This window comes from Pantoea sp. OXWO6B1 (assembly GCF_001641135.1).
Lineage (GTDB): Bacteria > Pseudomonadota > Gammaproteobacteria > Enterobacterales > Enterobacteriaceae > Pantoea > Pantoea allii.
On the sequence record NZ_LWLR01000001.1, the window covers coordinates 4,560,132 to 4,581,764 of the forward strand.

Here is a 21,633-nt window from a genome sequence, read left to right on the forward strand (position 1 = left end):
GAAACGACAGGCACAGAAACACAGAAAAAATTAAAAAAGACTGCTATTCCAATAAATTATAATTAAACATACCGCCAACTCGTCTGCTCGCCCCTGTCCACATCTGCTTATCTTAGACGATTATTCTGAAACCGTTTCTGATCGGCGCAAGACCATCCCACCTGATTCGAAAGGGTCACGGTGCGCAAAATATGCCCCTGTTTTTATTTTCATTTGCCAAGAATGAACGGCCATGAAGGGTGTCCGGGGGCACGAATGTAACAAATTAATAAAAAATTTATCGTCGGGTTTCGCTACAACGGCCAGGCTGATGTATAGTAAAAAAAATTAATATAAATCGACTTACCTGTTTTCTGGATTGTCGGAAAAACAACGGCAGGATGCTGACACTCTACGGTTAGGTTTTCTTTTCTCTGGTTTTTTTGTATTACGCCATCAGGTGAAAAAGCACAAGTCCTGAATAATCGGTAAGGAATGATTATGAAATTCAAGCTTTTTCTGTTAGCTGTCAGTTTCACCACGGCGCTGCCGTCCGTGACGTTTGCTGCCACCACCACGGGTGCAATTAACGCTACGCTGACATTAACCACAGGTTGTCTGGTGAACGGCCAGTCAGCCACCACGGGCGTAAACTTTGGTTCGTTGAACTTTGGTAGCAGTGCCGCCACCTTCGATACTCTGAATGCCACCCTGGTGGGCGCGGCAGGAAACGGTATCTACGTCCGTTGTACTACCGGGCAAACGTTTAACGTCCAGGTGACCAGCAGTAATGCGGCACCGGGAACCGTCTACGGCACCGTGTCATCTGCACCGCGCTATCTGGTGCTGGGCGCGGATAACACCCAGGGCATCGCTTATACCCTCTACAGCGACGCCTCCTTTAGCACCGCCATTGCGAATAACACCAATATTGCGCCAAGCGGCACGACCGATCCCACGCTTGGCACCAATTACGCGATTTACGGACGCGTGGTGGGCGGCGGCTTTAACCCTGTGATTCCGGCTGGCACTTACACCGATACCATTAACGTTGCCGTGAACTACTAAGCGCCCGTGTTTGAGTAGCGGCAGATGACAGCAACCTGGTCACCTGGTTCGATCACCGCTGGCGGGTTACTGTTCCTGGTGAGTGTGAATGGGTGGAGCATTACGACCAGCTCCACGACATTTCAGGTTTCAGCGTCAATCGTTGCAGGTTGTGTGATCTCCGGAACCAATACGGGGATCTTTGGCACGCTTAATTTTGGCACCCAGTCCGGGCTGGCAAACAGCAGTGTCAGCGCCAGCTATGTGCAAAGTTCAACGATTAACCTCGCCTGTACACCCGGCACCACCCTGAGCATGACCATCAACGGTGGCAGTAACTACACCGCGACCCGCAACCTGAAGCTGGCGAACAATACCAACACGATTCCCTATTACCTCTTTAGCAATGCAGCACGCACCATCCCGATTCCGGTGAATACGGCAGTGCCGCTGAGCTACAGCAATGCCAATAACATCACGTTACCGATTTACGGCGTGCTGCAGTTACCCGGCCCGACGCGCGCCGGGGTTTATTCCGACACGCTCAGCGTCACGCTGACCTGGTGATAAAAAGTACAAAGGAGCTTTACCATGCCATCCCTGCGCGCCCTGTTTTTTCTGTTCACACTCGTGTTGTTGCCACAGGCGCAGGGCGCTAACTCTGTCATGATTTGGCCCATCGACCCGGCGATAAACCCGGAGGAGAAAGCCAGCGAACTGTGGCTGGAAAACCGTGGCAGCAGCACGACGCTTATGCAGGTGCGCATCTTCGCCTGGCAGCAGACCAACAGCCAGGAGCAGTATCAAACTCAGCAGCAGGTCGTCGCCAGCCCGCCACTGGTGCGCATCGAACCCGGTCAGAAGCAGCTCGTCCGCCTGATTAAACAGCTACCGCCTGCCGCGGGTAAAGAGGTGGCCTACCGCGTGGTGCTGGATGAAATCCCTACCCCGCGATCGGTCAGCGACAACCAGGCCGGGCTGAATTTTCAGATGCGTTATTCGGTTCCGCTCTTTGTCTATGGCTCCGGTCTGAGCCGCGATGACGCGAAGTCAGCACTCAGCTGGCGTCAGGTCAACGCGAGCGGCCAACGCTATCTGGAACTGACGAATCGCGGCAACGGCCATGCACGACTCAGTAATGTCACCGTTGGCGGTCAGCGACTTGGAAACGGACTTTATGGCTATGTGCTGGCCAACAGCACGCAGCGCTTTCCGTTAACGTCCTCCGTAAGCGGTGAACTGAGCGCAGAGACCAATAACGGGCAGTGGCGCAGCGCTGCGGCTCAGTAAGTTGCAATGATGCAGTTTTCGCCGCATCCCGTCGCGCTGGCTATCGCGGGACTGTGTTGTCTGACGCCCGGTTATCTCTGGGCTGAAACCTTTACGTCGCTACCGCCCCCTCCGTCGGTGGATAACCGCCCTACCGGCCAGCGTTACATGTTAGAGCTGGTAGTGAACCAGCAGGCGCGGGGCGATATCGTGCCGGTCGAGCAGCAAAACGGCCATTTTCTGGTGCGGGCGGGCGATCTCCAGCGTGCCGGAATCCCTGCCGAAAAATATCAGGGGCAGCAGCAGGTTGATGTCAATCAACTGGCGGAGGTGAAAGTGGATTATGACGATCGCCGTCAGCGCTTGCTGCTGACCGTTCCGCCCGGTTGGCTGCCAGCCCAGACGTTAGGTGAGAGCAACAACGGGCCGCGCTTTCCTGGACGCGTCAGTAACGGTGCCCTGATCAATTACGATCTCTACGTCACGCGCACCGACGTGGCGGGCACACGGCTGGCGGCCTGGAATGAACTGCGTCTGTTTGGTGAGGCAGGGCATTTCTCCAGTAATGGCGTCTGGCAACAGCAGTTGGAAGGGCAAAATCGCTACCAGGATGAGGGCTATATCCGCTATGACACCTGGTGGAGCAATGAGAATGAAAACGCCATCCTGAGCTGGCGGGTTGGCGACCTCACTACCGATGCGCTGGCATGGACCAGCAGCGTCCGGCTTGGCGGCATACAGGTTGCGCGCGATTTCAGCGTACGACCGGATCTGGTTACCTATCCCCTGCCTGCCTTTTCCGGTCAGGCGGCGGTGCCCTCGACGGTTGACCTGTTTGTTAACGGCTATCGATCCACTCAGGCCAACGTCCAGCCCGGTCCCTGGTCGCTGACCAACGTGCCCTTTGTGAATGGCGCAGGGAACGCCGTCATTACCACCACGGATGCCGTCGGTCGCCAGGTCGTCACCACGCTGCCGTTTTATGTTTCCAGTAATCTGCTCAAGCCCGGCCTGTCCGATTACGCCTTTTCAGCGGGCGCGATACGTCAAAATTATGGCATCAAAAATGCCGATTACGGTGCGGCAGCCCTGAGCGGCTCGTGGCGCTATGGCATGACGGACTGGCTCACGCTGGAAACCCACGCGGAAGGCAGTAATGAGCTGGGAATGGGCGGCGCGGGCGCGCAGTTCAAAGTGGGCAGTTGGGGCGTGATTAACGGCGCAGCGGCGCAGAGTCGTCTGGAGGGTCAGTCGGGTGCGCAGTACAGCTGGGGCTATCAGTACAACAACAGCCGTTTCAGCCTGGGCACCCAGCACACCGTCCGCAACGCCGGCTTTGGTAATCTGGCCCTGCTGAGCAACCAGCGCAACAGTGCCTATGCTGACAACCGTTACAGCCTGGCGCGACGGACCGCGCAGTACAGCGCCAGCGTATCGCTCAATCGTTATGGCAGTCTGGGCGCAGCCTATATCGATATCTCCAGCGGCGATAACCAGCGTACCAGCCTGTGGAACCTGTCGTGGAGTAAAAATCTGTGGGGCAATGCCAGCCTGTACATTTCCGCCAGCCGTGACAGGCAACAGGGCGAATGGAGCGGTGCCGTCTCGCTGGTGATCCCGTTTGGTGAAAACAGTAATGCCTCCCTGAGCCTTGAGCGCGATCAGCAAGGCCAAAATAATCAGCGGGCCTATTTGTCCCGCGCCATGCCCAGCGATGGGGGAGTTGCCTGGGATGCATCCTGGGCGAATCAGGGCGGCAACAGCGGCGATTATCGTCAGGGCAGCCTGCGCTACCGCAACAATAAGATCGATACCTCCGCTGGCTTTTATGGGGATGATGACAACACGACGCAGTGGGCAGATTTATCCGGCTCGTTGGTGTTGATGGATAATCAGGTGTTTGCCGCCAACACCATTAACGATGCGTTTGTGGTGGTCAAAACTAATTACCCGGACGTGAATGTCCGCTATGAAAATCAGTCGATGGGGCGCACCGACAGCAAGGGCTACCTGCTGGTGCCGTCAATCAGCAGCTACTACGCGGCCAAATACGACATTGATACGCTCGATCTGCCTGCCGATATGACCACGCCCAAAGTGGAGCAGCGTTTTGCCGTGAAGCGTCAGAGTGGATTTTTACTGGATTTTCCGGTTGAACGTTTACGCGCCGCCAGCGTGATTCTGTTTGATGGCAATAACCAGCCGCTGCCGGTATCCAGCCAGGTGATCCGTCCGGGACAGGCAACCGGCTACGTTGGCTGGGACGGCATCGCCTGGCTGGACGACCTCAGAGAGCACAACCCTATCAAGGTCATCGCCCCCGATGGCCGAACCTGTGAAACCGATCTGACACTGCCTGGCGGTCAACCGCAGGCATTAAAAACCTACGGGCCGCTGACCTGCCCCCTACCGCCGCTGCCCAAAGGTGCACCGGTGCCCAATCCTGATAACGCTACCGCCGGAATGACGCCATGAAAAACCTGATGCTACTCCTTTGCCTGCTGTTGTTGCCCTCGCTGGGTTATGCAGCCTGTGCCCTGCCTGCCTCCAGCGCCAGCTTTGGCACAGAAACGACCTTTGTTGCAAATACCAGCGTCAGTTCCACCTCCACCAACGCTAACGTCAACTGTGGTTCAGGCACGGCCCTGACCCTGCTGAGTAATAACCAGATTACCTTTCAGTTGACCAGCGCCAGCAACACCAACGGTACACGCGGTACGCTCAAACGAAGCGGCGATACCGGCAGCGACAATATTCCGGTACGGCTGTGTACCGACAGCGCCTGCGCCAATGAACTCACGATTGGCGGGTCGGCTTTTGTCTACAGCTCGGCGACGTTGATTAATCTGGCGGGGTTACTGGGCAGCCTGAACTTTGCGATTCCCGTCTATTTACGCACCGTCGCCGGGCAAACCGTGGCGGCGGGCAGCTATACGCTGACGCTGAACATGGCCGTCACCTATAACGTTTGCACCAGCCTTTCCGCCCTGGGCGCTTGCCTGACCCCGCAGACCGGCAACGGGGTCATTCCCATTACCGTGACGGTTGTCCTGACTAACGACTGCACCGCGATTACCGCACCGAATATCAGCTTTGGGAGTGCACCGCTGGTCGCCAGTTTTGGGGCGGTTTCGCAAACCATCAATGTATTATGCAGTAAAGGCAGTACCTACACGGTGGGCTTAAGCAATGGCAACAACGCTTCCGGCAGCGTACGCAATATGACGAGCGGCACAAACCTTCTGAGTTACGAAATCTACAAAGGAACCAGTAGCGATCGTTGGGGACCGAGCGGGACAGAACGCGTTGGCAGTGCGGCGGCGAATACCGTCAGCACCGATGGACTGACGCGCAGCTTTAACTACACTGCGCGCGTCCTCACCACCCAAAACACGCCGCCTGCGGGCAACTACAGCGACAGCGTGGTGGTCGATATTGCCTTTTAAAGTGCGGCGCTGACCGGCGTGCCGCCGTGGCGCGCGCGGTACTGTTTGACCATTCGACCAATCAGCAAGGTGCCAATCAGTCCACAAATGGCCGCAAAGGTCAGCCATACGCCCGGCATCGCCTTATCACCCGTGGCGTGAATCAGATAACTCGACACCGCTGGCGTGAAGCCGCCAAACAGCGCGGTTGCCAGGCTGTAGGCCATGGAGAAACCGGCGGCGCGCACTTCTGCCGGCATAATTTCCGCCAGATAGACCACCATGGCACCGTTGTAGCTGGCGTAGAGGAAGGAGAGCCATAATTCCGCCTCCAGCAGATGGGCAAAGCTCGGCGAACCCACCATCCAGTGCAGTACGGGCCAGGCCGTGGCAATCATTAGCACGGTAAACGTCAGCAACAGGGGGCGACGACCGACGCGATCGGACAGTGCGCCCATCACCGGTAGCCAGAACAGGTTGGAGATGCCCACGAACAGCGTCACCATAAACGCCTGCTTGTCGCTCATCATCAACACCGTTTTGCCAAAGGTTGGCGTAAAGGCGGTAATCATATAGAACATCACGGTCGTGGTGACGACCATCAGCATGCCCGCCAGTACCAGTGCCCAGTTGCTGGCAACCGAACGCATAATTTCTGTCATCGCCGGGTGATGTTTACGTTGGCTGAAGGCGTCGGTTTCTTCCAGCATACGGCGGATATAGAACAGGAAAGGCACGATCAGGCAGCCCACCACAAAGGGAATACGCCAGCCCCACTCGGTCACTTCATCATGGGAAAGCAGATGGTTCAGCGCCAGACCCAGCAGCGCAGCAAAAATCACGGCGATCTGCTGACTGCCCGATTGCCAGCTCACAAAGAACCCTTTGCGTCCTTTTGGGGCCACTTCGGCCAGATACACGGACACACCGCCTAACTCCACGCCGGCTGAAAAGCCCTGCAGCAGACGACCCAGCAGAATCAGGACCGGTGCCGCCGCGCCTAGCGTGGCATAACCCGGTACCAGCGCAATGGTGAGCGTACCCACTGCCATCAGGCCGAGCGTTAACAGCAACCCTTTGCGACGACCATGGTGGTCAATGTAAGCCCCCAGAATAATCGCCCCCAGCGGGCGCATCAGGAAACCTGCGCCGAAGGTCATCAACGTCAGCATTAGTGAAGAGAAGGGATCGTCACCGGGGAAGAAGGTTTTGGCTATCGCGGTCGCGTAATAGCCAAATACCATGAAGTCGTACATTTCAAGGAAGTTACCACTGGTAACGTTGAAAATGGTTCTGGCCGCGCTCTTGGGCGGCTTTTGTAAAGTTTCACTATGGCTCATCACGGCTTCCTTGGTTTTTTATCCGTTTTAGCCTGCCAGAAGCCAAATTAATGTGACACTGATCACCATTGCACTTTACAAACTCATGAGCTTCCGTAACAAGAAATTAACAGGAGAGTTACAGCAGCATATCTGCCTGCGTTCACTGACAAAAGGCTATCGAAGATTCTGCAAAAAGGCTGAGATAAAAAAAGCGCTACAGAGTGAGCGCTTTTTGAGGAGGGCTTAAAATGCGGGGACAGGTAAGCGTATTAACTGCATCTGAGAAGTGAAAAAGGGTCAAGGCTTGCGGTTCACAGCGGGCGGCTAACCGGGTTTACCCCGCCTGACTCATCACTTCTTGACCGTTTCCATTCCCATTAAACCGATTTTTAAATAACCGGCCGTGCGCAGTTCATCCATAACGCTCATCAGCGTTTCATAATCCACAGACTTGTCGGCCTGGAAGAAAATCGTGGTGTCTTTCTTGCCTTGCGTCTGCTGCGTCAGCACGTTAATCAGCGACGCATTATTTACCGCCTCGTTGCCAACATAGAGCTGTTTGTCGGCTTTGATAGAGAGGTAAACCGGTTTTTCCGGGCGCGGCTGAGGCGCACTGGTGGACGCCGGGAGATTCACACGGACATCAACGGTCGCCAGCGGCGCCGCGACCATGAAGATGATGAGTAGCACCAGCATCACGTCAATAAATGGCGTAACGTTGATTTCGTGCATTTCACCCTCGGTTTCGGAGTGGTCGTTTAATCGCATTGCCATAACGCTTACCCTACACGCAGTTTTTGCGCGGCGGCAGGACGGTTGGCTTCAGGCTGTGCCAAGTTTCCCAGGTCGATATCGCGGCTCTGCAGCAGCATAATTTGCGCAGCAACATCCCCTAACGAGGCTTTGTAGTTGGCGATCATGCGGGCAAACACGTTGTATATCACCACCGCCGGAATCGCCGCTACCAGACCGATCGCGGTCGCCAGCAAGGCTTCAGCGATGCCGGGGGCAACCACGGCAAGATTGGTCGTTTGGGTTTTGGCGATACCAATAAAGCTGTTCATGATGCCCCAGACCGTGCCGAACAGACCGATAAACGGCGCGACGGAACCAATCGTTGCCAGGAAACCATTGCCGCGACCTGCGTGTCGGCAGAAAGCAGCAACGCGACGTTCGAGCCGGAAAGCGGTACGATCTTTGATCCCGGCCGTGTCTTCAACGCCTGCAGAGAGTTCCAACTCGTTTTGCGCGTCGTTAAGGAGCACCGCACTGTGGCTGGTGGTTTTAAACTGCTGGGCGGCGCGCGCGGCATCATTCAGGTTGCGGGCTTCACCCAATGCCAGCTGTTCACGTTTCAGGCGACGTTTGGCCGCGCTCAGCTCAGCATACTTACCGAAGAAAATGGCCCAGGTCACAACAGAGGCCAATAACAGACCAATCATGACGACCTTCACCACGATATCAGCATGCTGGTACATGCCCCATACGGAAAGGTCTGCTTGCATTAAATCACTGGCTACCACGCGGCTTCTCCAACTTCATATTCAGGATGCGGAATAAGTGCAGATGATAGCAAAAATCAATCGAATTGATAGTGGTTCTCATTAGTATTTACAATCTACCGCGCCTCCACGCTATGGAGCCAGCACTGGAAAAAGGACGCTTAGTCTCAGGGCCTGTACGCGCTGGCTTTATTACGCTCGTCTTGGGATGGCCTGCATTACGCCTGAGCCGCCAGTGCTTCAGGCGAGCGGTTCACAGGCCCGCGGCGCTCTTTTCCATCTCGCCCCATACGTCAGCTTTCACCACAAGGTACTGTGTTTTTAGCACAGGAACGATAGCAGCTGCCCACTTCGCCTTATTGCCGCCGGTTTCATCAAACCCTGTTTCACCTGTCAACGGTCAACGTGAGTGTGCCGGTGCCCGACCTCGCCGCATCGCTCTGCTGGAATACGTGGTAGCAGCTCTGCCATTGATGGTCTGAAGTGGAGGTTCCCTCGTTATAGCCATCCGCGCACACCCAGGCGACATAACGGCCTGCAAGGAAATAACGCAGGGCTTTGGGCTGCGGCGGCGAGTTGATTTTACCAGGCCACCAGGCCCAGACAATACGCTTCGTGCCGCGTTGCACACAGATGGCGTGGCGTGACTGTCGCGACCACGGGGCTTTTGGCTTTTGGCTTTTGGCTTTTGGCTTTTGGCTTTTGGCTTTTGGCTTTTGGCTTTTGGCTTTTGGCTTTTGGCTTTTGGCTTTTGGCTGACACCCTGAGCAGAGGTTGCTCAGTTAGCCCAGCGTTTTTACCGCCTCCAGATGCGCCAAAACGGCTAATTAGCGATCAATCTCATAAAATAAGTTTTTCGTTTCGGTGAATGTAAAAATTATGTTGCGGCCAAAATCCCCCTGCAGCAGGATGAGTAGAACGTTCTACTAAAACGTTCTACCTGCTATAAAAACGCTAATAACAGCGCAACATTGGGGAAACCTGGCATGAGACTGCTCTCAGGATTTGTTAAGTCGTTATCAAAACTATCAATGATTGGCCGGGCGCTCATGCTGCCCATTTCGTTGCTGCCTGCCGCTGGCTTGCTACTGGCATTTGGTAATAAATTTGAGTTGCCGCTGATGATGAATGCCGGCGGGGTAATTTTCGATAACCTGCCGATGCTGTTTGCTATCGGCTCTGCGGTAGGGCTGGCCTCCGAATCCGGTATCGCCGCGCTCTCTGCCGCGGTTTCCGTCTTTGTGACCAATATTACCATCGGCACTATGTTGCATATCACACCGGAAATGGCGGCTCAGGGCGGAAAATATGCCATGGTCGTCGGCATTCCGACGTTGCAGATGGGTGTGTTTGGCGGGCTTATCTGCGGCATTCTGGCCGCCTGGTGCTATAACCGCTTCCATACCCTGCAGCTCCCGGAGTTTCTCGGTTTCTTTTCCGGTAAGCGTTTTGTCGCCATTGCCACCGCGTTTTTATCCTTCCTGCTTGGCCTGCTGATGCCGTATGTCTGGCAACATATTCAGGCAGGGATTGATGCGCTGTCGGTTATCGTTAACGGTGATAATCAGGCGGCCTCAACCTTTATTTTCGGGCTGGTCGAACGCGCCCTGATACCGCTTGGCCTGCACCATATCTGGTATCCTTCGTTCTGGTACTCCTTCGGCGATTACGTGACCAAAAGCGGCCAGGTGATCCATGGTGATCAAACTATCTGGTTCAAGATGCTGGAAGAGGGCGTGAAATCCTTTAGCAGCAACACCTACCAAAATGCGGGCAAGTTTATGCAAGGTGAGTACCCGCTGATGCTGTTCGCGCTGCCCGCCGCCTGTCTGGCGATGTATCACGAAGCCCATACGAAAAACAAAAAGATCGCCTTCGGTATCCTGTTTTCGGCGGCGCTGACCTGCTTTTTAACCGGGATCACCGAGCCGGTAGAATTCACCTTTATCTTTGTCGCGCCGCTGCTGTATGTCTTTAATGCCATCATGGCAGGCCTGGCGTATATGACCATGTACCTGCTGCATGCTCATATCGCGAAGTCCTTTTCAGCCGGAATGATTGACTACATTACCTTTGGCATTGTGCCCTCACTTAACGGTTATCAGACTCACTATCTCAGTGCCGTTATCGTAGGCGTGCCAATGGCATTGATTTATTATTTCACCTTCCGCTTCGTGATACGCCGGTTTAATGTAAAAACGCCGGGACGAACCGATGTGACGGCCACGACCGATGATAAAACCGATGCAGAGCTGGCAAGCGACATTATGGTTCTGCTGGGCGGCGAGCAGAATATCAGCGCGGTGGGCGCCTGCATTACGCGCCTTCGGCTTGAAGTGGCCAACAGCAATGAGGTCGACCGTGAAGGGCTTAATAACCTTGGCGCGCGCGGCGTGGTTTTTGTCGGCGATAACGGAATACAAATTATTTTTGGTGCCAGAGCGCAATTTATTGCCCAGACGCTGTCCGGGATGGTGGGCAAATCCTAGCCTGCGTTTCTGCAGGCGACGGGCAAAGCGGTATCAGGCGGATGACGTGAATGTCAGGGAGCAGGTTTGAAGAGAGTCAGCATTACTGACGTTGCTAAACATGCCGGTGTTTCGGTTTCGACCGTTTCACTGGTGCTGCGTCAGAAAGGAAAAATATCCGATGCCACCATCAGGAAAGTTCACGCCGCCATTGATGCGCTCGACTATGTGCAGAATGTGGCCGCGGCGAATCTGCGCGCCAGTACCTCTAACCTTATCGGTTTGATTCTGCGCGATTTCAGCGACAGTTTCTCTGTCAAGGTGATGGCAAGCATTGTTCAGCAGCTTGAAAAGCAGGGCTACCTGGTATTTCTGGGCCAGCCCACTGACGACGACGAATCGCTGGCACGCTGCCTGCTTTCGTTTAAACAGCAGGGCGTCGCCGGGGTCGTCTATCTGGCGTCAAACACGCGAAACGCCAGCCTGCCCGAGCAACTCCTGCACTGCCCTTTGCCGCTGGTGGTGGTATCGCAGTCGCTGCTGGCAGAGAAGTGCAATCTGGTGATGCGTGATAACCGCCAGGCCGCGCACCTGGCGACGCGCTATCTGATAGAACGCGGTCATCGCAATATTGCTTACATTGGCGGGATTGAAGGGGATCTGATCCGGCAACAGCGCTTACTCGGGTTTCGCAGTGCCCTGACCCAGCACGGGCTGGCACTACGGGAAGGGTTTACGCCGTCCTGTCGGGCCGATACCCAGGCGGCCGCTTATGCCACTCGCCAGTTACTGGAGCAGAACAACACCATTACCGCCCTGCTCTGTCACTCGCCGGATGCGATCATTGGCGCGATTTCAGGGATTCATCATACGGGGCGCACCGTGGGTAAAGATGTGTTCCTGACCCAACAGGTCGCGCTGGTGGGCTTTGAAGACATGCTGCACGTGAACCTGACCTCGCCCTCTTTCACCTATGTTTCTTCCGCCAGTGAAGAATCCGGGCGGCAGGCGGCGGAACTTATCCTGCGTCAGGTGAAAGAACCCGAACGGCAAACGCAGCGTATTTTATTATCGGGCCAATTAATTACACGAGAGTCAGCATAAATCGGCATTTCCATTGTCAGAGAAGCGAGTCAGTGAAAAATCGCTTTCGTGAGCAGGGGAATCCCCGCGAACGATTGTTGCGCAAACAGAATGATAAACAGCCTATGAGCAATGCAATCATAACCAGCCTACTTTCGCTTTTACGTCGGACAATACCGTGGCTTTCATTACGAGGCCGCCGTTTACCGCATGACCACGCTGACCTTACTCGTGAGGGAGATCGCCCATCACGCCTGTCTCCCGCTTCCGTTTTCGCCGGGCCTGACGGCACCCTTTCTCACGCCAGTAACGCCTTAACCCAGGCAAGCGAGACGTCATCCGATCCCTGCCCGCCGCCAGACCGGACGATGCTGCTCTGGCTGTCTCGCTGTTTTTTGTTTGTATCACTGCTGCTACCCGGTTCAAACATGGCTTCACACTGTTCGGGAGCCTGCTATGCCGCCACCAATACCCTGATCACTTTGCACTTTTTCAGGCGCTGTTATGAATCCGGTAAACCCTCATCCGGGATGGTTAAATGTTTTAGTCGCCAGTTGCGCAGCGTGGCACTGATTCGTTTTATCCATGCCTCACGCAGCGCGGCCCCGCCGGGCAGGTTAAAGCGTTTTCGTCACGACCATCACTCAGGTAAGAAGAAAAGAAGCCAGGTACGTCCGCCCTTCCGGGCCGATCCCGAGCCAGAGCAGCCTGTCCGTGCCAGCCCGGCAGAACCCTCTTTGTTCTCGCCTGACGCATTGCTCAGACAGCACCCGCTGCCACCGTCGTCGCCCTGCACAGGACGGCAATATCAAGAAATGCCATCCGGGGTGAGCCCGCCGCTGAACACGCCGACCACCTCAACCGGCTGTGTGCCCTGAGCGGACAGCATCTGGGCGTAACATAGCCCTGATTAGCGGATATCCCCTGGGCTAATTCCCCAGCGGGAAGGCGTGCTTCTGCTGGCGGCCTGGCGCTGCTGATAACGTCCTTTTGCCGTAATCATCGCCACCGTTAACAACGCCGGAATAGCCAGTACGGCAAAAATGGTGGCAAATCCCCAGCCCAGCGCCAGCATCTCCGCCCCGACCAACGCGCTCAGAATCGCGCCGACGCGTCCCACGCCGTGCATCCAGCTGGAGCCGGTCGCGCGGGCCTCGGTCGGATAAAAGCTGGCCGAGAGCGCATTCATTCCGGTGTTAGCGCCACCGATGCAAAAGCCGATCATCATGGCACAACCGCCCAGCAACACCGGGTGCGCGAGCGAAAATCCCATACCGACCGTGAACAGCGCGCCCGCACCGTAAATCAGCGACAGCGCCCGGTGCGACTCAATCCTGTCCATTAACCAACCCGAAAACAGCGAACCACAGGTGCCGCCTGCCTGGAACAGCGCAGTAATAATCGCCGCCTGTACCACGTCAAAACCGTTATCTTTAATCAGCATGGGTAGCCAGCTGCCCAGGGTGTAGAACAAAAACAGGGCGGTAAAATAGGCGCCCCACAGCATCAGGCTGCCAAACCGGTATTGGTCATTGAGTACCACTTTTACTGGCTGCGCGTTCGCTTTGCTGACGGGCGGCAGCTCGACGCTGCACTGTTGCAGGTCCAGATCCGGCGCCAGCTTAGCCAGAATACGGTGAATTTTTTTGCTGGCGGCACGCCTGACCACTAAAAAGCACACCGACTCCGGCAGCGCCCAGAGCAGCAACGGCACGAACAGCATCGGCAGGATGCCGCCCAGCATCAGTACGGCGTGCCAGCCAAAGTGCGGCATCAGCCATGAAGCGGCAAAGCCCCCCAGCGCGGCACCAAAGGTGAAGCCGCAAAACACCACGGTGATGAGAAATGCCCGCCGTCTGGCAGGCGCAAATTCGGCCACCAGCGTACCCACATTGGGCATCGCCGCACCCAATCCCAGACCGGTCAGGAAGCGAAACAGGATCATCTGCTCCATGTTTTGCGAAAAGGCGGTGATCAGCGTCCAGGCACCAAAAAAGAACACGCTGTTAATAATGACCACTTTGCGGCCCAGCCTGTCAGACAGGGGACCAGAGAGCATCGCGCCCAGCGCCAGTCCCACCAGCGCTGCGCTGATAATCAGCCCCAGCTCGCGGTTGGTGATCCCCCAGTCGGCTTTTAATTCAGGTGCAATAAATCCCATGATGGCAATATCAAATCCATCAAGGGCGATGATGCAGAAGCCAAACAGCACCACCATCTTTTGCCACATCCCCAGCGGGCGGCTGTCGATTAACGCCCGAACATCAATTGTTTTGCTTTCCGCCACGGTGACTCTCCGGTGAAATACGTTATGTGGGGTTACTATATGCAGGCGCTGTAGGGCGATAAACGGCGATAATCGAAATTTTGTGCGTTTATCGCGCAACAATGCGTTAAATAAAGTTCATTATCGCGTTACCAGATTGTTATATAAGGCAATTTTTCTGACAGCATGGCTCCCGTTATCCGCTAAGGATTGTGAGCGGGATCGGGCGTGTTTTCAGGCGGAGGGATGCGCTACAGAGGAGACAGGTGCAGGATAACGGGCCAGCGAAACTGGCCCGTCGAAGGATTACCGCATGGCGGTCAGCCGCACGGGCGCATTGGCCGCGCCAAAGCCGCGATAGCCGCCACGCCGTTCCAGCAATTCGAAGAAAAAGCGGCCTTTTTCATAGGGAACGGTATAGACATGCAGCAGTTCCCCGCCCTGTTCATCACGGTCATACAACACATCGTAGCGTTGCAGCTGCGCCAGAAAATCGGCATCGAGATCGAAGCGCGCCATCAGGTCCTGATAATAGTTATCGGGAATCGGTAAGGTTTTTAGACCGCGTTCGCGCGCGGCTTTTACCGCGCTAAACAGGTCGTCACAGCCAAAGGCGACGTGCTGTAATCCTGCGCCCTGATAGGTCGTTAAGGCACGGGCAATTTGGGTTTCCCGGCTGACCGACATATTCAGCGGCAGGCGAATCGCATCGTTGGGACTCCGCAGCACCCGACTGCGCACCAGACCCAGCGGATCGGGCAGTTCCCACTCGGTATCCTGCACAAAACCCGGCACGCTGCGCAGGAACATAATCCAGTTATCGCGTGTGTCATCGGGCAGGGCAATCGCCAAATGATCGAGCGTCTGCATCGCGGGCTGCGGCGCAGTGCGGTGCGTTAAATGAAAATCGCTGTGGTAACCGTCCTGGCCTGCTGGCTCATCTTCCACCAGATAAATCAGGCTGCCGTCGGGGGCACATAACGCCGGTATCTGGCGTTCGTTCGGGCCGGTCTCTCCCTGCCAGATGGCGTAACCATAGTCCTGCGCGCGTTTAATCAGCTTATCGACTCCGCGAACCCGCCATGCCACCGCACACAGCGAAATGCCGTGTTGATGATAATACCCGCTGGCCTGGCTCTCCGGCTGGGCATTCAGGATCACATGCACCTTGCCGTTGCGATACAGCGCCACCTGCTTGGAGCGATGATCCCCCGCATGAACCAGGCCAAGCTGCGTCAGCCATTGCCCCAGGGCCAGTGCGTCGTTGTGGCTGACGGCAAATTCGATGAACTCCAGTGACAGCAGCGGCGGCTGGGGCGCAGAGTGAAACAGCCCGTCTCCGGCCAGGGAAGCCAGCGCACTGGGCAGCAGCGGCTGTTTGATCAGCCAGTCGCGCGTTTGCTCCTCAAGCCACAGCAGCGATCGATAACCGTCCTGGGCGGTCGGCACTACCGGCGAAGCACGGAACCCGTCGTTAAAAATCTCCAGCGACCAGGCATCCCGGTAACCATGGGCAGACAGCTGCGTCATAAACTGGGTCAGATTGAATTCGCCCTGGCCGGGAAAGCAGCGGAAGTGGCGACTCCATGACAGCACGTCCATTTTCAGCAGCGGCGCATCCGCCAGTTGTACAAACACAATCTTCTCTGGCGGCACCACGTCCAGCCCGTCAAGGCTGTCGCCGCGCGACAAAATGTGAAAACTGTCGAGCACGATGCCCAGCGCTGGATGGTTGACGGCCTCGACTCTGGCCCAGGCATCGCGCCACAGGCTGACATGGCGTCCCCAGGCCAGCGCCTCATAACCGAGAGTAATACCGTGTTGCTCAGCCAGCTCTGCCAGTGCCTTAAGATCGCTGACCTGAGTGGCGAAATCGTCACTGCAGTCGGGTGAGACGTTGCTGCAGAGCAGCATCCGCTGACAGCCCAGCTGTTGCATGACTTCAAACTTCCGCGCCGCGCGCGCAAGGTTGTGCGCCAGCCTGTCACGCGGGCCGCCCTCGAAGTCACGGAAGGGTTGAAACAGCAAAATCTCCAGCCCGAGCTGTTCACACAGCTGGCGGATTTCCACGGGTGAGCCGGGATAATAGACCAGATCGTTATCGAAAATTTCAACGCCATCAAAGCCTGCGGCGGCGATGGCCCGCAGTTTGTCCGGCAGCGTGCCCGATACCGAGACCGTTGCGATAGAACGTTTCATTGTTGCCTCCAGATAAACGGTCACCGGGTGACCTTAAAGCAGCCAGTCAGCAGCGAGGCGTTCCACTGACGGAGATTGGCAATTGTTATGAACCAGTTGGAACATTTCGTCAATGTGTAACTGGTCATGATTTTTGGTTATGACAAAGCCGACAATTTTTCACTTTTCTTTTACAAGTTGCGCTTCCTACACTTCCTGCTCTGTAGCCGAAAAATAATAAAGGATGCCTGGATGAAAAATGACTGGCCCGCCCGCGAACTGGTCCATCGTGATTACCGTGATCACCCACCGGCCCTCGCGCCCTTGTATAAAACAAGCCTGTTGCGATCCCCGCGCAATGCGCTGATTTCGTTGCAAAACTCATTATCAGAAATCACCGCGCCGGTGTTTACCCGCCAGGAGCTTGGGCCACGAGACAGTGACCTGATCCTCAATTACGCGAAAGAGGGTTTGCCCATCGGCGAACGCATTATCGTGCATGGCTACGTGCGTGATGCGTTTGGTCAGCCCGTAAAAAATGCCCTGGTTGAGGTGTGGCAGGCCAATGCCGGAGGACGCTATCGTCATAAAAAAGATCAGTATCTTGCGCCTATCGATCCTAACTTTGGCGGTTGCGGTCGTATGCTGACAGACGACAACGGTTACTACTGTTTTCGCACCATCAAGCCCGGCCCTTATCCCTGGCGCAATCAGGTCAGCGACTGGCGGCCGGCGCATATTCATTTTTCCCTGTCTGGCGAAGCCTTTGCCCAGCGACTGATTACCCAGATGTATTTTGAGGGCGACCCGCTGGTAGGCCGCTGTCCGATTGTTCAGTCGGTAGGCAGCGAGGACGCCGTGCGAACGCTGATTGCTGAACTGGATACGCATTCCGCTGTGCCGCTGGATTGCCTGGCCTATCGCTTTGACCTGGTCCTGCGCGGTCATCGTGCGACCTGGTTCGAAAACCGGACCCAGGGAGCCGCATCATGAAACGCTATCTTGCCGAAACGGCGTCGCAAACCGCCGGGCCTTATGTGCACATTGGCCTGGCGCCCCATGCGGCAGGCTTTGATATTTTTGAAAATAACTTTAGTGAGGTGCTTACCCAGCCGGAAACGCGCGGCGAGCGCATTGTGGTTGAAGGCTGCGTTTACGACGGTTCCGGCACGCCGGTTCGCGATGTGCTGATTGAAGTGTGGCAGGCCAATGCCGAGGGACGCTATCAGCACCCGGCTGACCAGCAGCACGATAAACCGCTGGACCCGGCGTTTCGTGGCTGGGGGCGGACCTGCTCGGATTTTGACAGCGGTATCTGGCGTATCGACACCATTAAACCCGGTAGCGTGACCGGGCGCGATGGCCGCCCCATGGCTCCGCACCTTAACCTGTGGATTGTGGCTCGGGGCATTAACATCGGCCTGAATACCCGGCTCTACTTCGCCGATGAACAGGCGGCAAATGCCAGCGATCCGGTGCTGAATTTAATTGAATGGGAAACGCGACGCAGCACCTTACTGGCACAGCGTGAACAGCGCGGCGATGAGACGATCTACCGCTTCGATATCTGGCTGCAGGGTGAAAAAGAAACCGTGTTCTTTGACATCTGATTCTTAACTTCCTTGCAACATTGTTCTTGCCGCTTCGGCGGCAAATTCATAACATGAGCCATGGATAGGGTTTCCCGGTTTAGTCAGCGCGTGCGCCTGCGTCATCTTCACGCTTTTGTTGCCACCGCGCAGCAGGGGACGCTGGGTCGTGCCGCCCTCCATCTGGGCATTACCCAGCCCGCCCTGTCCAAAACCCTTAACGAACTCGAATTCCTTACCTGTGAGCAACTGTTGCTGCGAAGCCGCCAGGGAACCGAGCTTACCGCCAGCGGCGCGCGTTTCCTGCACGACGCCATTCGTATTCTGGATGCCCTGAATATTGCTGACCAGGTCATGCGACCCGGCTGCACGCCTCAGCCCGCGCCGCTGCACCTTGGCGCGCTGCCTACCGCCATAATCAGCGTCGTTGCGCCAGTGTTAGCCAGCCTGCAGCAGCACTACCCCGGCTGGCGCATCCAGGTCAGCACGCTGGCGAACGATGCCCTGCTGATGGGGATAAAATCGGGACAGATGGCGCTGGGGATTGGCCGCATGGCCGAACCGGTGTTGATGGAGGGGCTGAATTTCGAGCTGCTGTATCTGGAAACCCTGCGTCTGGTGGTGGCCCCGCATCATCCACTGTTGCACGCCGGCGTGACGCTGGCCGAAGCTCTCAGCTGGCCGCTGATCCTGTCTCCTCGCGGGACAGTGCCGCGCCAGAACGCCGAATCACTGATGACCAGCCATGGCCTGACCTTACCGGATGGCGCAGTGGAAACCCTGTCCACCACGCTGGCCCGCCGCCTGACGCTGGGTCACGGTTACGTCTGGCTGGTGCCCTACGGCGCGGTGCGCGACGACCTGACCAGCAACCAGCTACGCACCTTGCCGCTTCCCAGCCAGGGCATGGCTGAAGCGGTCGGCATCCTGACCCGCCAGCAGCAAACGCCGCCACCTGAGCAACTGCAACTGGTAGCGGCCTTGCGGCAACGGGTGCTGGACGTGCCTGTCTGACATCGCCGTTTACCGCGCGCTATCCTGCTCATCGAATACCGTCTGCGCCAGATGGAATGCGGCGTTGGAAGCCGGCAGGCCGCAATAGAGCGCAGCATGCATCAGCAGTTCTTTAATTTCATCCCGGCTGACGCCGTTATTGAACGCGGCCCGCAGGTGCATCTTCAGCTCTGCTTCCCGGTTGAGCGCAATCAGCATGCCGATGGTGATCAGGCTGCGCGTGTGGCGAGTCAGGCCAGGACGGGTCCAGATCTCGCCCCAGGCGTAGCGGCTGATAAAGTTCTGGAACTCGTCATTCAGCGGCGACAGGTTTTCCAACGTACGGTCAACATGGGCTTCGCCAAGCACGGCCCTCCGCACCCTCATGCCCTGCTGATAGCGTTGATCCTGCGTCAGCTGAGCGTCAATAAAAGGCTGTAGCGCGCGGTTAAACGCCAGCCACACCTCCACGCTGGACAGATGCGAGGCGGGCAGCACGACACGTTGCGCGCCCGGAATCTGTGCAACCATCGCATCCGCATCGGCCACTGTGGTGACCTTGTCGTCCCGTCCGGCAATCACCAGCACAGGTAGCGAAATCGCCGCCAGTTCATAGCGCAAATCGGCTGTCGCCAGAGCTTCACAGCAGTCGGCATAGCTTTCGGCATCGCAGGCGCTGAGCTGCGATAGCAGGCTTTGTACCGTCGCGGGCGCGCGTTCACAGAATGCCGGCGTAAACCAGCGCGCAGCCGCGCTCTCCGTGATAGCGGTCATGCCGTGCTGACGGACAAGTGCCGCCCGCTGCTGCCAGGCCGCAGGCTCGCCGATCTTTGCCGCACTGTTGGCAACCGTTAATGTCATCAGGCGTTGAGGATGAAAACGTGCCAGCCAGAGTCCGGTCAGCCCGCCCATCGAGATGCCGCAAAAGTGCACCCTGTCGATGCCCAGCGTATCCAGCAGCGACAGAACCTTGCTTCCAAGTTGTTCCAGCGAACGGGTTTGTCCGTCCGGTGCTGAGGCACCGTGGCCGGGAACGTCGTAACGCAGGATGCGATACTGGTTGATCAGCGCATCGCGTTGCGGCTGCCACATCTCTGATGTGGTGCCTAAGGAGTTGCTGAACAGAATAACCGGGGCATCGTCTGGCCCCTCAAGTACGTAATGCAGCGTCATGATTCCCTCGCAGCCGCTAAAACCTGGTGAATAAAGCGCGATGCGCTGCCCGTGGCGGTGGCCGGATCGAGCAGCGTCTCCAGTGCAGGCCGGCTCAGGTGCGAGACAACGGTGTCATCTGCACACAGAATGGTCAGCAAACTCTGCTGCGTCTCCAGCGCCCGGCGGCAGCACTGCTCAATATGATGGTGTGCCTGTTGCCGTCCCAGCGTCTCTGCCAGCGCCAGCGTGACCGCTTCGGCCATAATTAATCCCTGCGTCAGACCGAGATTGCGTTGCATGGCTTCTTCATGCACTTCAAGGCCGTCGATCAGTTCCGTGCTGTGCACCAGCGCCGCGCCACTGAGTTCTGTCAGCTGCGGCAGGCTCTGCCACTCTGCCTGCCAGCCGCCCAGCGCACGCTCGTGCTCCTGAACCTGGCCAGCATACAGGCCCGACATCAGGGCCTGGACCCGGTTGGCGGCGCTGAGAATCGCGGCACAGAGCACCGGATTACGTTTGTGCGGCATGGTAGAAGAGCCACCGCGCCCCGGTGCCTGGGGTTCACTGACTTCACCGACTTCGCTCTGCATCAGGAGCGACATGTCCCGGGCCAGTTTACCCAGCGTACCGGTAAGACCGGCATACCAGCCAGCCAGCTCGGTGATCCTGTCGCGTTGAGCGTGCCAGGGCGTGGCGCTACGCGGCAGATCCAACGCCTCGGACAGTGCCTGCTCTACGCGCTCGCCCTTTTCCCCCAGCGACGCCAGCGTGCCTGCCGCCCCGCCGAACTGAAGCGCCAGCACCCGGGGCCGCATGGCCACCAGCCGCGCGCGGAAGCGCACCAGCGCATCCAGCGTGCCCGCCAGCTTCAGGCCCAACGTCACCGGTAAAGCGTGTTGCAGCCAGGTCCGGCCAACCATCAGCGTCGTGCTGTGCCGCTCGCACTGAAGAACCAGTGCGGCAATCAGCCGGTCCAGCAGCACCGACGTGTCGTTAAGCGCGGCGCGCAGTTGCAGCATCAGACCACTGTCGATCGCATCCTGACTGGTTGCGCCCCAGTGCACATAGCGCGCGGCGTCGGGCGACGTCGCCGCCACCACGGCCGTAAGCTGTTTCACCAGCGGAATCGCAAGGTTGCCAGCCAGCCCCGCAGCCTGCGTCAGCGCCGCCCGATCGATCGCCTGCGCCCGGCAACAGGACTGAATACAGCGGGCGGATGCGTGATCGATCACCCCGGCTACTGCCAGCGCCTGTGCCAGCCCGGCTTCAAAATCCAGCATTCCCTGGAGCAGGGCCGTATCGCTGAAGCTGTCGCTAAGCGGAGAAGCCATAAACATGGCGCGGTAAAGAGACATTG

General features: G+C 57.1%; 20 protein-coding genes and 1 pseudogene. 11 read left to right on the forward strand and 10 right to left on the reverse strand.

Features of this window, described 5'->3' with window-relative positions:
• The first annotated feature begins 480 nt into the window (after positions 1–480).
• From A6A26_RS23205 to A6A26_RS23225, 5 genes are read left to right on the forward strand one after another with little or no spacing between them, the layout of a single operon-like run.
• Complete coding sequence (locus tag A6A26_RS23205; RefSeq protein ID WP_063880923.1) at positions 481–1,047, forward strand: spore coat protein U domain-containing protein; 567 nt, start codon at positions 481–483, stop codon at positions 1,045–1,047.
• Between the two features lie 24 nt (positions 1,048–1,071).
• Positions 1,072–1,593, forward strand: a complete 522-nt coding sequence (locus A6A26_RS23210) for a Csu type fimbrial protein (protein ID WP_063880924.1) — start codon at positions 1,072–1,074, stop codon at positions 1,591–1,593.
• 24 nt (positions 1,594–1,617) lie between these two features.
• Positions 1,618–2,316 (forward strand): fimbrial biogenesis chaperone, encoded by a 699-nt coding sequence (locus tag A6A26_RS23215; RefSeq protein WP_063880925.1) that lies wholly within the window; start codon positions 1,618–1,620, stop codon positions 2,314–2,316.
• A 6-nt stretch (positions 2,317–2,322) separates the two neighbouring features.
• Positions 2,323–4,770: a fimbria/pilus outer membrane usher protein gene (locus A6A26_RS23220; protein WP_082875223.1), complete on the forward strand. Its 2,448-nt coding sequence runs from the start codon at positions 2,323–2,325 to the stop codon at positions 4,768–4,770.
• The gene (locus A6A26_RS23225) at positions 4,767–5,741 is read left to right on the forward strand and encodes a Csu type fimbrial protein (RefSeq protein ID WP_063880926.1); all 975 of its coding nucleotides are present in this window, start codon (positions 4,767–4,769) and stop codon (positions 5,739–5,741) included. Before A6A26_RS23220 ends, A6A26_RS23225 begins: the two co-directional genes overlap by 4 nt.
• Here the strand turns inward: A6A26_RS23225 and A6A26_RS23230 are convergent.
• From A6A26_RS23230 to A6A26_RS25850, 4 genes are all read right to left on the reverse strand, one after another.
• Positions 5,738–7,060 carry an MFS transporter gene (locus tag A6A26_RS23230; protein WP_063880927.1) on the reverse strand — a complete coding sequence of 441 codons (1,323 nt, stop codon included), beginning with the start codon at positions 7,058–7,060 and terminating at the stop codon, positions 5,738–5,740. The two genes, A6A26_RS23225 and A6A26_RS23230, sit on opposite strands and share 4 nt — an antisense overlap.
• A 333-nt stretch (positions 7,061–7,393) precedes the next feature.
• Positions 7,394–7,816, reverse strand: a complete 423-nt coding sequence (gene exbD, locus A6A26_RS23235) for a TonB system transport protein ExbD (RefSeq protein WP_063880928.1) — start codon at positions 7,814–7,816, stop codon at positions 7,394–7,396.
• A gap of 5 nt (positions 7,817–7,821) precedes the next feature.
• Positions 7,822–8,547 (reverse strand): tol-pal system-associated acyl-CoA thioesterase, encoded by a 726-nt coding sequence (gene exbB, locus A6A26_RS23240; RefSeq protein ID WP_172823913.1) that lies wholly within the window; start codon positions 8,545–8,547, stop codon positions 7,822–7,824.
• A 383-nt stretch (positions 8,548–8,930) separates the two neighbouring features.
• Positions 8,931–9,173 carry a hypothetical protein gene (locus tag A6A26_RS25850; protein WP_063880930.1) on the reverse strand — a complete coding sequence of 81 codons (243 nt, stop codon included), beginning with the start codon at positions 9,171–9,173 and terminating at the stop codon, positions 8,931–8,933.
• 357 nt (positions 9,174–9,530) lie between these two features.
• Between A6A26_RS25850 and A6A26_RS23250 the strand changes: the two genes are divergently transcribed.
• Both A6A26_RS23250 and malI read left to right on the forward strand, forming a co-directional pair.
• Positions 9,531–11,033, forward strand: a complete 1,503-nt coding sequence (locus A6A26_RS23250; RefSeq protein ID WP_063880931.1) for a PTS transporter subunit EIIC — start codon at positions 9,531–9,533, stop codon at positions 11,031–11,033.
• A gap of 66 nt (positions 11,034–11,099) precedes the next feature.
• The gene (malI, locus tag A6A26_RS23255; RefSeq protein WP_063880932.1) at positions 11,100–12,116 is read left to right on the forward strand and encodes a Mal regulon transcriptional regulator MalI; all 1,017 of its coding nucleotides are present in this window, start codon (positions 11,100–11,102) and stop codon (positions 12,114–12,116) included.
• Positions 12,117–12,393: 277 nt separating this feature from the next.
• On the opposite strand, the gene A6A26_RS26190 is transcribed toward malI, so the two are convergent.
• Entirely contained in the window at positions 12,394–12,525 is a 132-nt protein-coding gene (locus A6A26_RS26190; RefSeq protein ID WP_256392953.1) for a hypothetical protein, read from the reverse strand.
• Here A6A26_RS26190 and A6A26_RS26115 point away from each other — a divergent pair.
• A complete protein-coding gene (locus A6A26_RS26115) occupies positions 12,524–12,973 on the forward strand; it encodes a hypothetical protein (RefSeq protein WP_253851920.1) in 450 nt (149 codons plus the stop codon). The two genes, A6A26_RS26190 and A6A26_RS26115, sit on opposite strands and share 2 nt — an antisense overlap.
• A 32-nt stretch (positions 12,974–13,005) precedes the next feature.
• Here the strand turns inward: A6A26_RS26115 and A6A26_RS23265 are convergent, their stop codons facing one another.
• Entirely contained in the window at positions 13,006–14,382 is a 1,377-nt protein-coding gene (locus A6A26_RS23265) for an MFS transporter (RefSeq protein ID WP_063880933.1), read from the reverse strand.
• A gap of 285 nt (positions 14,383–14,667) precedes the next feature.
• Positions 14,668–16,560 carry a bifunctional sugar phosphate isomerase/epimerase/4-hydroxyphenylpyruvate dioxygenase family protein gene (locus A6A26_RS23270; RefSeq protein ID WP_063880934.1) on the reverse strand — a complete coding sequence of 631 codons (1,893 nt, stop codon included), beginning with the start codon at positions 16,558–16,560 and terminating at the stop codon, positions 14,668–14,670.
• 231 nt (positions 16,561–16,791) lie between these two features.
• Between A6A26_RS23270 and pcaH the strand changes: the two genes are divergently transcribed.
• Genes pcaH through A6A26_RS23285 form a run of 3 tightly spaced genes read left to right on the forward strand, consistent with a single transcriptional unit; the run spans position 16,792 to position 19,142 of the window.
• Positions 16,792–17,532, forward strand: coding sequence for a protocatechuate 3,4-dioxygenase subunit beta (gene pcaH, locus A6A26_RS23275; RefSeq protein ID WP_063880935.1), 741 nt, complete (start codon positions 16,792–16,794; stop codon positions 17,530–17,532).
• Positions 17,529–18,149: a protocatechuate 3,4-dioxygenase subunit alpha gene (gene pcaG, locus A6A26_RS23280; RefSeq protein WP_063880936.1), complete on the forward strand. Its 621-nt coding sequence runs from the start codon at positions 17,529–17,531 to the stop codon at positions 18,147–18,149. The genes pcaH and pcaG overlap by 4 nt, the downstream gene beginning before the upstream one ends.
• Before the next feature lie 60 nt (positions 18,150–18,209).
• Positions 18,210–19,142 (forward strand): LysR substrate-binding domain-containing protein, encoded by a 933-nt coding sequence (locus A6A26_RS23285; RefSeq protein WP_063880937.1) that lies wholly within the window; start codon positions 18,210–18,212, stop codon positions 19,140–19,142.
• A gap of 9 nt (positions 19,143–19,151) precedes the next feature.
• Here A6A26_RS23285 and pcaC read toward each other — a convergent pair whose 3' ends face one another.
• The 3 genes and pseudogenes from pcaC to pcaB all read right to left on the reverse strand — a co-directional run bounded on the left by pcaC (position 19,152) and on the right by pcaB (position 21,631).
• Positions 19,152–19,538, reverse strand: coding sequence for a 4-carboxymuconolactone decarboxylase (pcaC, locus tag A6A26_RS26120; protein WP_241568456.1), 387 nt, complete (start codon positions 19,536–19,538; stop codon positions 19,152–19,154).
• Positions 19,539–20,294: pseudogene (gene pcaD, locus A6A26_RS26125) on the reverse strand (3-oxoadipate enol-lactonase); the annotation flags it as partial.
• The gene (pcaB, locus tag A6A26_RS23295) at positions 20,291–21,631 is read right to left on the reverse strand and encodes a 3-carboxy-cis,cis-muconate cycloisomerase (RefSeq protein ID WP_063880939.1); all 1,341 of its coding nucleotides are present in this window, start codon (positions 21,629–21,631) and stop codon (positions 20,291–20,293) included. The gene pcaB and the pseudogene pcaD, both read right to left, overlap by 4 nt.
• Between the last annotated feature and the right edge of the window lie 2 nt (positions 21,632–21,633).